Source organism: Afipia sp. GW822-FHT04G07 (assembly GCF_058800765.1).
Genome location: NZ_JBXAMP010000001.1, coordinates 2,745,829 through 2,758,812, shown reverse-complemented (window position 1 = coordinate 2,758,812; position 12,984 = coordinate 2,745,829). Strand labels below are relative to the sequence as shown.

Genomic DNA, 12,984 nt, shown 5'->3' with positions numbered 1-12,984 from the left:
GCGATCCCTCAGTCGAGCCGCACGCAGCTCTCAGCGCGACATCACGCGCACCCCGACAGGCCACATCCGCTCGCCGTCGATCGGACTTGCGCCGATCTCCCACCCGGCACCTCCCCAGACGGCATCGACGGCGCCGAGCAGACCTGAACTGTCGCGCACATAAAAAATATTCGGGAGCGCATCGGTCAGGAGCGTTCCGGGTTCGCCGCTGGCCTGGATTTTCAGCAGACACCACAGATCGGCGAGACGGGTCTCATGCCGATCTTCGAGTTCAGCAATGATGTGGTGATCGCGCGACGGCCGGAGCAGCGTGTGAAACTGAAGCACCGTTTCGCCGTCCGCATCTTCGATCTTGATGACAAAGCGGCGCATGAAGGTCGCACCGAGCCATGCGATCCTGACGTCGGCAGAGGGCGCGATATTTTCCTTGAAGTGCTCGCCCGCCGAAAATTTTTGCGCGCGCGACAATGAAGACGTGGTCGGAGGATCGAGCGGCTCCGCAGCCGGCGCAGGACGCGGACAGTTCACCCTCGCGCCATGGATCAGCCGCTGAGGCCGATGCGCCCTGTTGCTGTGAGCGACCTCGGGATCGTCCGTCCCGGCGACCGCAGCCGATCGGGGGGAAAAATCGTTCGCCAGTATCGCCAGCAGCAACAACAACGTCAGAGGCAGAAACCGGCGAAACAGGCTGGTCATTTTCTTGTTCCTTGAATTCGGGCTACGAAAACAAGGTAAATAGAATTCGGCGCTAGTATATCTATGTATTAATCCTTGGTTAAGGATAAAAGGAAAACTAAAATTGGCAAATATATTCTGATTTATTTTAATCAATACAATTTATACTTGGACGAATATTTCAAAATCGGTGTCACTTTTGGGCCGTGTTTCCAAGCGTCCCTTTCAAAAAGACCGTTCTGCCTGTTCCCTAAATGTTCTTGCGCGTACCTCCGTTCCTGCTAGGCTTTCCCACGGGGCGGGGGAGCTATGGTTCAGCGCGTTTCCACGGTGGCATTTGAAGGCATCGAAGCCCGCGCGGTGGACGTGCAGGTTCAGGTCGCGCCGGGGTTGCCAGCCTTCACCATTGTCGGCCTGCCGGACAAGGCCGTGTCCGAAGCCCGTGAGCGGGTGCGCTCGGCGCTGATTGCGTCAGGTCTTGCGCTGCCGGCGCGGCGAATCACGGTCAATCTCGCACCGGCGGATCTGCCCAAGGAAGGCAGTCACTACGATCTTCCCATCGCGCTCGGGCTGATGGCCGCCATCGGCGCAATCCCGCCTGACGCGCTGTCAGGCTTTACGGTCCTGGGCGAACTCGGTCTCGACGGATCGATCGCGCCCGTTGCGGGCGTGCTGCCGGCCGCCATGGGCGCCAACGCGCGCGACGAGGGATTGATTTGTCCCGCGGCCTGCGGCGCGGAAGCGGCATGGGCCAGCCCCGACATCCAGATCGTGGCGGCGGCATCGCTGATTCAGATCGCCAACCACTTCAAGGGCACGCAAGTCTTGTCGCGTCCCGAACCGAAAATCACCGAGCGGCAGATCGCATCGCTCGACCTTCGCGACATCAAGGGTCAGGAAAGCGCCAAGCGCGCGCTCGAAATCGCCGCGGCCGGCGGCCATCACCTGCTGATGATCGGATCGCCCGGCTCAGGCAAATCCATGCTCGCAGCAAGATTGCCGTCGATCCTGCCGCCACTGTCGCCGGCCGAACTGCTCGAGATTTCGATGATCGCGTCCGTTGCGGGCGAAATCGAAGGCGGCGCGCTGACGGCGCGGCGTCCGTTCCGCGCGCCGCATCACTCGGCCAGCATGGCTGCGCTGACCGGCGGCGGAATCCGCGCCAGGCCCGGCGAGATTTCGCTGGCGCATAACGGCGTTCTGTTTCTCGACGAGTTGCCGGAGTTCGATGCGCGGGTGCTGGATTCGCTGCGTCAGCCGCTGGAGAACGGCGAGATCGCGGTGTCGCGTGCCAATCATCGCGTGACGTATCCGGCGCGCTTCATGCTGGTGGCGGCGATGAATCCCTGCCGCTGCGGTCACGCTTACGAACCCGGCTATTCCTGCAAGCGCGGCCGGATCGATCGCTGCACGGCGGATTATCAGGGACGCATTTCCGGCCCGCTGATGGACCGCATCGATCTGCGGATCGAAGTTCCGGCGGTCGCTGCCTCCGATCTGATTCTGCCCGCGCCTGCGGAAGGCTCTGCGGACGTCGCCGCGCGCGTCGCTGCGGCCCGCGCGATTCAAATCGCACGCTACGGCGCGTTGGGCCTGCCGCATATCCGCACCAACGCGGAAGCACCGGCTGCGATTTTGGAAGAGATCGCGCGGCCCGATGCGCCGGGACAAAAACTGTTGCGCGATGCCGCCGAGACCATGCGGCTGTCGGCGCGCGGCTATCACCGCGTGCTGCGGGTGGCGCGTACGCTTGCCGATCTCGATGGCGCGGACACCATCGGACGACTGCATCTCGCCGAGGCGCTATCCTATCGCGTGCTGGCGGAAGACCTGCGCCGCGCGGCCTGACGCCAAAACCGGTTCCAAGAACAGTTCCAAGAAACGCTTCCGTAACGATCTCTCTTTACACTTCAGGAACCATAAGCGGCCCTGTCGCGGCTGCTGTGGCGCATGATCCGGACCGCCGGTCAGGTGGTCCGCGCGATCCTGTCGTCGGGTCTTGTTGCTGTGAGTGGCGTTCCATGTTGCGTGTGAAAATTCTCGCCTCGGTCGTACCTTTGGTCCTTGCCGGCGTGGTGGCCGGCGGCGAGATCGTTCCGAGCGCGAGACCCTGCATCGCCCTCGGACGCGCCTCGATGCAGATCGCGACCGCGCCCTGGCAGAATCCCCTCCACGTCAGTTTCACCGACAATCCGGCACTTGCGACGGTGCGCGTGCAGATCGTCGACAGCCCCGAAATGGCCGACTTCACCGTGATCGACGACACCCGCACGGCCGACGACGAAAGCTGCGCCGTCACACCCGAGACGTCCTTCGTCAGCATCGCGGATCGCGTCTCCGCGTCGGAACCGGTGATTTACCTGTCGGAAAACGCCGGTGCGGATTACCGGATCTTCGTGCAATCGCGGACCTTCAGCGCGCGCGACGCCGCAGCACTTGTGGTAAGCGCGGGCCGCCGCACGCATCTGGCCGATAGCGCGACGTAATCTCTCGTTAACGTCTCGTTAGCCACGTTTGTATCGGCGCCGACGATCCGCCGGCGCTTCAAACACTTCGAAACATCCTGAACACATTCTTCCGCCGACCGGCCAGACGCGCCTTCCAACAGCGGAGCGGACAACCATGCTGCGGGCTTTACGCATCCGATCGCGACTCCGCCGTCTGGCGCGCCGATATCCTCGAATCAGTTTCATCATCCGCTCCTTCATGATCTTCTCCGCCACCTTCGGCGGGGCTTACGGCTTCATGTCGGGAAGCCGGGGCGAGTCGTCGGGCTACGATCCCCAGGCTTTCGCTATCGGCGCGAGCTTTCTGTTCGCGCTGGCTTGTCTTGCGCTCGCGACGCTGAGCATGCGGATGCGCTGGCTGCGAAAGAAGATGCGCAAGATCGAGATGCACAATGAAGCGCTGGCCGATCGCAACTGGGAACTGAAGGGTTCGGAGGAGCACGCGCGCAGTCTATTCGAATCCCAAAGCGACCTGATCGTCCTGCGCGACAGCGACGGCCTTATCACGTCGGTCAACGACGCCTATTGCACGCTCGCCAACAAGCCGCGGAGTGTCCTGATCGGCACGCGCTTCACGCTGCCGGTATTGGAACAAGGCGCTGCAGCCGTCGAGCCGAACGGAACGCGGGTTCACGACCAGAAGATCGACAGCCCCCTCGGCCCGCGATGGATCGCCTGGCGGGAAGGCCTGATTCGCAGCGACGCCAACCGGCCCGCCGACGTGCAGTGCGTCGGCCGCGACGTGACGGACCGCGCCGAGACCGAGCGTGCGCTTGCCGAAGCGCGCGACCTCGCAAACACGGCGAACCGGGCGAAATCGAAATTCCTCGCCATGGCGTCGCATGAAATCCGCACGCCGCTGAACGGCATCATCGGCATGAGCAACCTGCTGCTCGACACGCCGCTGACGGCGGAACAAGTCACCTATGCAAAGGCCGTGAAGACCTCCGGCGACGCCTTGATGGCGCTGATCGACGAGTTGCTGGATTTTTCCAAGATCGAGGCCGGCAAGATCGATCTAGAACATCGTCCGTTTGCGCTGGCCGCGATGATCGAGGAAATCACCGAACTGCTCGCGCCGCGCGCGCAGGCACGCAGCCTTGAGATCGCGTCCTATGTCGACGAGCGCGTGCCGCAGACTGTCGTTGGCGACGCCGCGCGCCTGCGGCAGGTGTTGCTCAATCTGGCAGGCAACGCCATCAAGTTCACGCCCGCGGGTGGTGTCGCCCTGATCGTCGAACCCGGAATCTGGCCCGGTGAAATCAGCTTCCTCGTGCGTGACACCGGGATCGGCATTGCGCCCGAAGCGCAGCAACGGATCTTCCGCGAGTTCGAGCAGGCATCCGACGGCACCGCGCGCAACTACGGCGGCACCGGGCTTGGACTCAGCATCAGCGACCGCATCGTCCGGCGCATGGGCGGACGCATCACGCTGGAGAGCGCCGAGGGCGACGGCGCGACCTTTGAATTCTCGATTCCGCTCGTGGCCGATCAGGGCGACAGCATCCCGGCATTCCACGCGCCGGACCTTGCGAACAAATCGGTCATGCTGGTCGGGCCGCAGACCATCGAAGCCTCGTTGATCGCGCGGCGTCTGGAGCGATGGGGGGCGCAGACCTGCACGGTGGCGGATGCCTCCATCGCCATTGCCTTGCTGCCCGAGCGGTCGTGGCACGCCATTCTCGTGGATTGCATGAGCGGCGACGCGCAGATGCAGGAACTGGGCGAGGCGGCGATGCGCCATGCGACCCACCGGATCGCGATGTTCACCCCGGCGGCGCGGCGCAGCATCGCGCCATCGATGATGGCGCTGTTCACCGGCTATCTCGTGAAGCCGTTGCGCGCGGCTTCGCTCGCCGAGCGATTGACGGCTGCAGGCGCGGCACTTGTGCCGGAGTTGCCCGAGGGCGAGGTGCAACTGGCGGACGCGCCTGAATTCCCCACGTCCCGCAATGCATCGTCAGGCATGCTTTCCATTCTTGTCGCCGAAGACAACGAGATCAACGCGCTGCTGATCCGTTCGCTGCTGACACGTCTCGGTCATCGCCCCGTCATCACTACCGATGGCGAACAGGCCCTTGAATCGTGGCTCGCCGCGGACAGCGCCGGCGCGCCCTACGATGTGGTGCTGATGGACGTCCAGATGCCGAAGCTCGACGGCATCGCCGCGACCAAGCGAATTCGCGCGCATGAGGCGGGCCGCAGTTCACGGCGAACCACGATTCTGGCGCTGACAGCGAACACGCTGGTGGACGATCGCTATGCATGTTTCGAAGCGGGAATGGATGGCTTTCTCGTCAAGCCGCTCGATCGCGACAAGCTGACGGATGCGCTGGCGGCGCTTCCCGCGTCGCGGACAATCGCCGCGTAAGCGCGGCCGCGCAGCGGCCGTCGATGTCATAAATCCGTATCACGACCGTGATTATTGATGCGTCAGGCCGCGCTTGGCGAATCAATGCGCGCGGCCGCGAGGACGCCATGGACGGCAACAAACCGGCTGGCACGACGCCGGATGTCACTGCAAGATTGACCGCACGCCAGCCGCTTGAGCGTGTTGCCGCTCAAAACCCGCTTGATGCATTTCGCCGACATGCGCTGGTCCAGATGCTCCGGCCCCGCAATGCGAAGTCGGCGGCATCGGCCGCTGCGACATGGCTGATGCCGAACCTGCTGCACGCAAGCCTGCGCGGCGACGCCATTCCGAATATTCTGCCGGCGCTGCAACCACCGTCACCGTCGCTCGGCAGAATCGGCTCGCTTGAAGTGCGCCTCGCGCAAACCAAGGGCGATGTGAAGCGCGCGCAGAAGCTGCGCTACAAGGTGTTCTATAAGGACGGCTCCGCAATTGCCGACGCCGCGACCATGCTCGCGCAGCGCGACAAAGATGCGTTCGACAAGATCTGCGATCACCTGCTGGTCATCGACCATGCGGCCAAGCCGACCCTGAGCGGCAAGCAGCCGGTGGTCGGCACCTATCGCCTGTTACGCCAGGACGCCGCCGAAAAGCATGGCGGTTTCTACACCGCCGACGAGTTCGACATTTCAGGCCTGATGGAACGGCAGGCCGGATTGAAATTTCTCGAGCTCGGCCGCTCCTGCGTGCTGCCGCCCTACCGCACCAAGCGCACCGTCGAGCTTTTGTGGCATGGCGTGTGGAGTTATGTGCGCCGGCATAATCTCGATGTCATGATCGGATGCGCGAGCTTCGAGGGCACCGACCCCGATCGCCTCGCGCTGCCGCTGTCGTTCCTGCATCACTTCGCCTCGGCCCCCGAAGGCTGGCGCGCCAGCGCACATGCCTCGCGCCGCGTCGAGATGAACCGGATCGCGAAGGACAATATCGACACCAAGGCGGCGCTGCGCATGTTGCCGCCACTCATCAAGGGCTATCTGCGGGTCGGCGCGTTCGTCGGCGACGGCGCGGTGATCGATCATCAGTTCGGCACCACCGACGTATTGATCATGATGCCGGTGTCGGCGATCAGCGGGCGCTATCTCGATCATTTCGGCATTGACGCCACGCGTCACGCCGCATGATCCCGAAAGGTGGAACCGGTTTTCGGAACAGACCATACTGAAATAAAGCGACGCGACGAACTCGGTGTCGCGCTCTACAACCGCCGCAACTGAACCGTCTCGATGATGTGGTCGCTGCCCTTTTTCAGGATAAGCGTCGCGCGCGGACGGGTCGGCAGAATATTTTCCTCGAGGTTGACGAGGTTGATCGTCGTCCAGAGCGACAGCGCCTTTTCGGTCGCTTCCTTGTCGGAGAGTTTTGCGTACCGGTTGAAGTAGGACCGCTCGTCACGGAACGCCGTGTCGCGCAGGGTCAGAAAGCGCTCCACATACCATTCACGCAGGATCGGCTCCTCCGCATCGATATAGACCGAGAAGTCGAAGAAGTCCGACACGTAGGGAATGGCCTTGCCGTCGCGCGGCAAGCGTCCGGTCTGCAACACATTCACGCCTTCGACGATCAGGATGTCGGGCCGGTCGATCTCGACGCCCTCGTTTGGAATGATGTCGTAAGTCAAATGCGAATAAACCGGGGCGCGGACAGGGCGCCGTCCGGCCTTGATGTCGGAAAGAAAGCTCAGCAGCGCAGGAAGATCGTAGCTTTCGGGAAAGCCCTTCTTCTGCATCAGGCCTTCACGTTCCAGAATCTCGTTCGGAAACAGGAAGCCGTCCGTGGTGACGAGATCGACCTTGGGCCGCGGCGACCAGCGCGCCAACAGTGCCTGCAGCACGCGCGCGGTGGTGGACTTTCCGACCGCCACCGATCCCGCGACGCCGATGATGTAGGGCATCTTGCGGTCTTCGATGCCGAGAAAGTGGCGCTGCGCCACGAACAGCCGCTGCGCCGCGGCGACATAGAACGACAGCAGGCGTGACAGCGGCAGATAGATTTCCTCGACCTCCTTGATGTCGAGGCGGTCATGCATCGAATGCATCCGCGCGATTTCCTCGGCGGTCAGCGTCATCGGCATGTCGTCGCGCAACGCGGCCCACTGCGCGCGCGAGAAAACGCGATAGGGATTGTACTGAACCGGTTCGGCTCTCACATCCATGAGCCATTTCCTCCTGCCCGGCCCGCGCGCGTCCCTGCGCCGGCCGGAAATGTTTCACTCGCGCCTACGCGCCGCTTTCTCTTCAAGTCCCGACATCTGCGTCCGCTGCGCCAGCACGTCTTCAACTTCCGCAAGGGTAATGCCGCGCGACTTCAGCAGCACCAGAAGGTGGAAGACCAGATCGGCGCTCTCAGCAATCAGATGGTCGCGGTTATTCTCGACGGCGGCGATGACGGTTTCGACCGCCTCCTCGCCCAGTTTCTTGGCGCAATGATCGGTGCCCTTGTCGAGCAACTTGCGGGTATACGACGCCTCACCTCCGGAAGCCGCGCGGGCGTCGATGGTGGCTGCCAAGTCGTGGATCGTGAAACGGGTCATCATCGGCTTCTATCAGGTCCAGCTCCGGCCGGGGAGCGCAAAGTGTTGAGCGGATTCAGGTATTTGGAATTAGGTATCCAGGCGCATCGGCAGCCCGGCGCGGACCATATGGTCCTTGGCCTGCCGGATGGTGAATTCGCCAAAATGGAAGATCGACGCGGCCAGCACAGCGGTCGCGTGGCCCTCGCGAATGCCCGCCACCAAATGATCGAGATTGCCGACGCCGCCCGAGGCGATGACAGGAACCTTCACGCTATCGGAAATGGCGCGGGTCAGCGGAATATCGAAACCTTGCCGCGTGCCGTCGCGATCCATCGAGGTCAAAAGGATTTCGCCCGCGCCCAGCGAGACCACTTCCTGCGCGTATTCGATGGCGTCGATACCCGTGGAGTTGCGCCCGCCGTGGGTGAATATCTCCCAGCGCGACCCGCCGCCGGCGCGTTTGACGCTCTTGGCGTCGATAGCGACGACGATGCATTGGTCGCCGAATTTCTCCGCCGCCTCTTTCACGAACTCACGCCGGCTGACCGCCGCCGAGTTGATCGAGACCTTGTCGGCGCCGTAGTTCAGCAACGTGCGGATGTCGTCCACGGTACGCACGCCGCCGCCGACGGTCAGCGGCATGAAGCAGGCTTCCGCGGTACGGCGGACCACGTCGAGAATAGTGCCGCGGTTCTCATGAGTCGCGGTGATGTCGAGGAAGCAAAGTTCATCCGCCCCCGCCGCGTCATAGGCAATCGCTGCCTCGACGGGATCACCGGCGTCGCGCAGATCGACGAAGTTGACGCCCTTGACGACACGGCCGTCCTTGACGTCGAGACAGGGAATGACGCGAACCTTGAACATCAGGCAGCCGCCCGTGCGTTGCGAATGAGCTTCAATGCCTCGCCCGGATCGATGCGCCCGTCGTACAGCGCGCGGCCCGAGATCGCGCCTTCGAGTTTTTTGGCGCGCGGCTCCAGCAGCGCCTTCACATCGTCGATGGACGCGAAACCGCCTGACGCGATCACCGGAATAGAGATCGCTTCAGCCAGCGCAATGGTCGCATCGAGGTTGAGGCCCTTGAGCAATCCGTCGCGCGCGATGTCGGTGAAGATGATCGCCGCGACTCCGGCATCCTCAAAGCGCTGAGCTATTTCCAAAGCAGTGACGGTCGAGGTTTCCGCCCAGCCCTCGACCGCGACCTTGCCGTCGCGCGCATCGAGACCCACCGCAACCCGGCCCGGAAATTTCTTCGCGGCTTCCTTCACCAGCGCTGGATCGCGCACGGCTGCGGTGCCGATGATGACGCGGCGGATGCCCTTGCCGAGCCAGGCTTCAATGGTTGCGAGATCGCGAATGCCGCCGCCGAGCTGCACCGGGAATTTCACAACCTTCAACATGCTCTCGACAGCTTGCGCATTCACCGGCTTGCCGGCAAACGCGCCGTCAAGGTCGACCACGTGAAGGTACTCAAAGCCCTGCGTCTCGAAGGTTTTGGCCTGCGCGGCCGGATCGAGGTTGAACACGGTTGCGCGCGCCATGTCGCCCTGTTCGAGGCGGACGCATTGGCCGTTCTTGAGATCGATAGCGGGAAATAGAATCACGGCTTCCACTTCAGAAAATTTGAAATCAGGGCGAGACCGAAGCGCTGGCTTTTCTCGGGGTGAAACTGCGTGCCGATGGCGGTGTCTTTGCCGACAATCGCCGTCACCGGTCCGCCGTAGTCGGCCCGCGCGATGACGTCCGCTTCGTTCACCGCGTTGAGGTGATACGAGTGCACGAAATAAGCGTGGCGGCCTTTGTCTCCCAACGGCAACCGCTCAAGCACCGGATGTTCTCGCACCAGATCGAGCGTGTTCCATCCCATGTGCGGGATTTTCAGGTTCTCTTCGTTCGGCGAAATCTTCACCACATCGCCCGCGATCCAGTCGAGGCCCGGCGTGGTGACGTATTCCTTGCCCTGCGTCGCCATCAGTTGCATCCCGACGCAGATTCCGAAAAAGGGTCTGGCCTTGTCGCGCACCGCTTCCGTCATCGCCTCGACCATGCCGTTCAGCGAATCGAGGCCTTTGCGGCAATCTGCGAATGCGCCGACGCCGGGCAAAACAATGCGATCGGCGCGGAACACCGTGTCGGGATCGCGGGTCACGACAATCTTTTGCGGCTGCTCCATCCCGCGCGTCGCGCGCTCGAAGGCCTTCGCCGCCGAGTGCAGATTGCCTGAGCCGTAGTCGATGATGGCAACGCTCAACGCGGCGCTCCGGGTTCGGGAAACAGGCCGATCACGCCGTGCTGCGGCTGCGCCAGCGATGCGCGAGGCAGAGGCGGCGGCGAAGCAGTTACGTTGCGCGCTGTCTTTGCATTCCAGCGCTCGAAGAAGCGCCGTTCGGCGGCTTCTTCCGAATCTGCCGTCACAATATCGAGCTGACGCCATTTGCCCCGCGACAGCTTCCAGCGGCGCAGCGATCCGGCCTCGAGCCCGACCAGCAGCGCAAACACAGCCATCACCAGAAGCCGCGCGCCGGACCCGATGCCGAGCGCCGACAACGCAATTTCAGCGGCAACCGAAATCACCACATAGCCAAGCAGCGCCAGCCAGAGCCGGTGCCAAATCAGCCAGAGGATCGCAGCGACGAAAGCCCAAAAGTAAAATCCGTCACGCACGAACACCAGCTTGTCCGGCACCGTGCGAACATCGTTGCCGTAATAGCTCGCCGGAGCGTGAACCGTGTAAATCGCCATTGATCGTTCTCCGGAACCTCGTTCGGGTCCGATCTGCAAATTCGACTTACAGATCGGGCTTCGGCCCTGGGTTCAAAAGTGAACGGCAGTGCATGACCGGCATGCGCTGCGTTTAAGAGTTAGCCGCCGAGCTGGCCCTTGGTGGAAGGCACCTCGCCCGCAGCACGCGGATCGATCGCGACCGCCGCGCGCAACGCACGCGCGAGGCCCTTGAAGCATGACTCGGCGATATGGTGATTGTTCTCACCATACAGCGTCTCAACATGCAGCGTGACGCCGGCATTGATCGCGAAGGCGTTGAACCACTCGCGCACCAGCTCGGTATCGAATTCGCCGATCTTGTCGCGCGGGAACTCCGCCTTGAACACCAGTACAGGCCGCCCCGAAATATCGATCACGACACGCGACAGCGTCTCGTCCATCGGCATGTGGATGCTGGCATAGCGGGTGATGCCCTTCATGTCGCCGAGCGCCTGCTTCACAGCCTGCCCGAGCGCGATGCCGACATCTTCCGTCGTGTGATGGTAATCGATGTGGAGATCACCGTCGGCCTGCACGGTGATATCGATGCGCGAATGCCGCGCCAGCAGGTCCAGCATATGATCGAAGAATCCGATCCCGGTCGCGATGTTGGATATGCCGGTGCCGTCCAGATTGACCGACACCATGATGTCGGTTTCCTTGGTCTTGCGCTTGATGGTGGCCGTGCGCATGAAAAGTGCTCTCCGAACGCCTCAGAACTCTGGAAAAGAGCGTCCTTTTAACAGGCGTATGACGCCTTCGCTACTGCGGGATGGGGCGAATTTCGCCTGAGTTTTCAGATATGGTGACCGGAATTCAGTATGGCCACCGGTCATTTGCATCCGGTCCCGCGCGTGCCTAGATCAGGGAAGTTAACAGAGGTCTCCATGCAAGCATCACAGCCCGAAATCTGGCACGGCACGACGATTCTCACGGTCCGTAAGGGCGGAAAGGTGGTCATCGGCGGCGACGGGCAGGTCTCCATTGGCCAGACGGTCATCAAATCCAACGCCAAAAAGGTCCGCAAGCTCGGCAAGGGCGACGTCATCGGCGGGTTCGCCGGGGCAACGGCTGACGCTTTCACCTTGTTCGAGCGGCTGGAAAGCAAGCTCGAGCAGTATCCGGGCCAGTTGACCCGCGCCGCGGTCGAACTCGCGAAGGACTGGCGCACGGATCGCTATCTGCGCCGCCTCGAAGCCATGATGATCGTCGCCGACAAGGACGTTTCGCTAGTGCTGACCGGAACCGGCGACGTACTGGAGCCGGAGCATGGCGTGATGGCGATCGGCTCCGGTGGCAATTATGCGCTGGCTGCCGCGCGCGCCCTGGCGGATTCCGACAAGGATGCCGAGACCATCGTGCGCCGCGCGCTCGACATTGCCGCCGACATTTGCGTCTACACCAATCGCAATGTCACGATCGAAACGCTGACCGCATGAGCACCACGGCGGACCAGGCGGCTTCATCTGCGAGGTCGGGGCTGTCGCCGCGCCAGGGATTCATCATCGCGGCATCGCTGCTTCTGTTGCAGGCGGCCATCCTTTACGGCATGGGCCGCGTGCCGATCTGTACCTGCGGATACGTCAAACTTTGGCACGGCGTGGTGCTGAGTTCGGAGAACTCGCAGCACATCGCCGACTGGTACACGTTCTCCCATATCATTCACGGCTTCCTGTTCTACGGCCTGACATGGCTGCTGCTACCGCGCGTGTCATGGATTGCACGTCTTCTGATCGCGATGCTGATCGAAGGCGGCTGGGAGCTGCTGGAAAACTCCCCGCTCATCATCGAGCGCTATCGCGCGGGAACGATCTCGCTCGACTATTACGGCGACAGCATCGTCAATTCGCTATCCGACACGCTGGCGATGATCGCCGGCTTCATCGCCGCGCGAAAATTGCCGTTGATCGCGACGGTGCTGATCGCGATCGTGTTCGAAATCGCCGTCGGCCTGCACATCCGCGACAACCTGACGCTGAACATCATCATGCTGATCCACCCGTTCGATGCGATCCGGCAATGGCAGGGCGGCCCGCCGATCATCTAGTGATCCGGTTCTGACACTCGTATCACCGCTTGCCGTTCGACCCATTCAACAATAGCTAAGAGCC

The 12,984-nt window shown here is 62.5% G+C and carries 14 protein-coding genes; 6 read left to right on the top strand and 8 right to left on the bottom strand.

Going from position 1 to position 12,984, the window contains the following annotated elements:
* Positions 1–30: 30 nt before the first annotated feature.
* Entirely contained in the window at positions 31–696 is a 666-nt protein-coding gene (locus tag AC1RKJ_RS13470; RefSeq protein ID WP_492791454.1) for a hypothetical protein, read from the bottom strand.
* 288 nt (positions 697–984) lie between these two features.
* Here AC1RKJ_RS13470 and AC1RKJ_RS13465 point away from each other — a divergent pair, with 288 nt between their 5' ends.
* From AC1RKJ_RS13465 to olsB, 4 genes are all read left to right on the top strand, one after another.
* On the top strand, positions 985–2,523 hold the full coding sequence (locus tag AC1RKJ_RS13465) for a YifB family Mg chelatase-like AAA ATPase (RefSeq protein ID WP_492791453.1): 1,539 nt from the start codon (positions 985–987) through the stop codon (positions 2,521–2,523).
* A 173-nt stretch (positions 2,524–2,696) separates the two neighbouring features.
* Positions 2,697–3,161, top strand: coding sequence for a hypothetical protein (locus tag AC1RKJ_RS13460; RefSeq protein ID WP_492791452.1), 465 nt, complete (start codon positions 2,697–2,699; stop codon positions 3,159–3,161).
* A 136-nt stretch (positions 3,162–3,297) separates the two neighbouring features.
* Entirely contained in the window at positions 3,298–5,553 is a 2,256-nt protein-coding gene (locus AC1RKJ_RS13455) for an ATP-binding protein (RefSeq protein WP_492791451.1), read from the top strand.
* Between the two features lie 107 nt (positions 5,554–5,660).
* Positions 5,661–6,719: a l-ornithine N(alpha)-acyltransferase gene (gene olsB, locus AC1RKJ_RS13450; RefSeq protein WP_492791450.1), complete on the top strand. Its 1,059-nt coding sequence runs from the start codon at positions 5,661–5,663 to the stop codon at positions 6,717–6,719.
* 74 nt (positions 6,720–6,793) lie between these two features.
* On the opposite strand, the gene coaA is transcribed toward olsB, so the two are convergent.
* The 7 genes from coaA to hisB all read right to left on the bottom strand — a co-directional run bounded on the left by coaA (position 6,794) and on the right by hisB (position 11,565).
* Positions 6,794–7,750, bottom strand: coding sequence for a type I pantothenate kinase (gene coaA, locus AC1RKJ_RS13445; RefSeq protein WP_492791449.1), 957 nt, complete (start codon positions 7,748–7,750; stop codon positions 6,794–6,796).
* A 54-nt stretch (positions 7,751–7,804) separates the two neighbouring features.
* The gene (locus tag AC1RKJ_RS13440) at positions 7,805–8,128 is read right to left on the bottom strand and encodes a phosphoribosyl-ATP diphosphatase (RefSeq protein WP_492792736.1); all 324 of its coding nucleotides are present in this window, start codon (positions 8,126–8,128) and stop codon (positions 7,805–7,807) included.
* A gap of 69 nt (positions 8,129–8,197) precedes the next feature.
* Positions 8,198–8,974, bottom strand: a complete 777-nt coding sequence (gene hisF, locus AC1RKJ_RS13435) for an imidazole glycerol phosphate synthase subunit HisF (RefSeq protein WP_492791448.1) — start codon at positions 8,972–8,974, stop codon at positions 8,198–8,200.
* Positions 8,974–9,714, bottom strand: coding sequence for a 1-(5-phosphoribosyl)-5-[(5-phosphoribosylamino)methylideneamino]imidazole-4-carboxamide isomerase (gene hisA, locus AC1RKJ_RS13430; protein WP_492791447.1), 741 nt, complete (start codon positions 9,712–9,714; stop codon positions 8,974–8,976). Before hisA ends, hisF begins: the two co-directional genes overlap by 1 nt.
* Positions 9,711–10,361 carry an imidazole glycerol phosphate synthase subunit HisH gene (gene hisH, locus AC1RKJ_RS13425; RefSeq protein ID WP_492791446.1) on the bottom strand — a complete coding sequence of 217 codons (651 nt, stop codon included), beginning with the start codon at positions 10,359–10,361 and terminating at the stop codon, positions 9,711–9,713. The genes hisA and hisH overlap by 4 nt, the downstream gene beginning before the upstream one ends.
* Positions 10,358–10,852, bottom strand: a complete 495-nt coding sequence (locus AC1RKJ_RS13420; protein ID WP_492791445.1) for a DUF2628 domain-containing protein — start codon at positions 10,850–10,852, stop codon at positions 10,358–10,360. The genes hisH and AC1RKJ_RS13420 overlap by 4 nt, the downstream gene beginning before the upstream one ends.
* 119 nt (positions 10,853–10,971) lie before the next feature.
* Positions 10,972–11,565, bottom strand: coding sequence for an imidazoleglycerol-phosphate dehydratase HisB (gene hisB / locus AC1RKJ_RS13415; RefSeq protein WP_492791444.1), 594 nt, complete (start codon positions 11,563–11,565; stop codon positions 10,972–10,974).
* A gap of 195 nt (positions 11,566–11,760) precedes the next feature.
* On the opposite strand from hisB, the gene hslV reads away from it, so the two are divergent.
* Both hslV and AC1RKJ_RS13405 read left to right on the top strand, forming a co-directional pair.
* On the top strand, positions 11,761–12,312 hold the full coding sequence (gene hslV / locus AC1RKJ_RS13410) for an ATP-dependent protease subunit HslV (RefSeq protein WP_492791443.1): 552 nt from the start codon (positions 11,761–11,763) through the stop codon (positions 12,310–12,312).
* Positions 12,309–12,920: a DUF2585 domain-containing protein gene (locus AC1RKJ_RS13405; protein ID WP_492791442.1), complete on the top strand. Its 612-nt coding sequence runs from the start codon at positions 12,309–12,311 to the stop codon at positions 12,918–12,920. Before hslV ends, AC1RKJ_RS13405 begins: the two co-directional genes overlap by 4 nt.
* Positions 12,921–12,984: the final 64 nt, after the last annotated feature.

What these genes read in the sequence shown, in the direction of transcription:
- AC1RKJ_RS13470 (WP_492791454.1), bottom strand. Translation starts at nt 696, where the DNA reads ATGACCAGCCTGTTTCGCCGGTTTCTGCCTCTGACGTTGTTGTTGCTG.
- AC1RKJ_RS13465 (WP_492791453.1), top strand. Translation starts at nt 985, where the DNA reads ATGGTTCAGCGCGTTTCCACGGTGGCATTTGAAGGCATCGAAGCCCGC.
- AC1RKJ_RS13460 (WP_492791452.1), top strand. Translation starts at nt 2,697, where the DNA reads ATGTTGCGTGTGAAAATTCTCGCCTCGGTCGTACCTTTGGTCCTTGCC.
- AC1RKJ_RS13455 (WP_492791451.1), top strand. Translation starts at nt 3,298, where the DNA reads ATGCTGCGGGCTTTACGCATCCGATCGCGACTCCGCCGTCTGGCGCGC.
- olsB (WP_492791450.1), top strand. Translation starts at nt 5,661, where the DNA reads ATGGACGGCAACAAACCGGCTGGCACGACGCCGGATGTCACTGCAAGA.
- coaA (WP_492791449.1), bottom strand. Translation starts at nt 7,750, where the DNA reads ATGGATGTGAGAGCCGAACCGGTTCAGTACAATCCCTATCGCGTTTTC.
- AC1RKJ_RS13440 (WP_492792736.1), bottom strand. Translation starts at nt 8,128, where the DNA reads ATGACCCGTTTCACGATCCACGACTTGGCAGCCACCATCGACGCCCGC.
- hisF (WP_492791448.1), bottom strand. Translation starts at nt 8,974, where the DNA reads ATGTTCAAGGTTCGCGTCATTCCCTGTCTCGACGTCAAGGACGGCCGT.
- AC1RKJ_RS13420 (WP_492791445.1), bottom strand. Translation starts at nt 10,852, where the DNA reads ATGGCGATTTACACGGTTCACGCTCCGGCGAGCTATTACGGCAACGAT.
- hisB (WP_492791444.1), bottom strand. Translation starts at nt 11,565, where the DNA reads ATGCGCACGGCCACCATCAAGCGCAAGACCAAGGAAACCGACATCATG.
- hslV (WP_492791443.1), top strand. Translation starts at nt 11,761, where the DNA reads ATGCAAGCATCACAGCCCGAAATCTGGCACGGCACGACGATTCTCACG.
- AC1RKJ_RS13405 (WP_492791442.1), top strand. Translation starts at nt 12,309, where the DNA reads ATGAGCACCACGGCGGACCAGGCGGCTTCATCTGCGAGGTCGGGGCTG.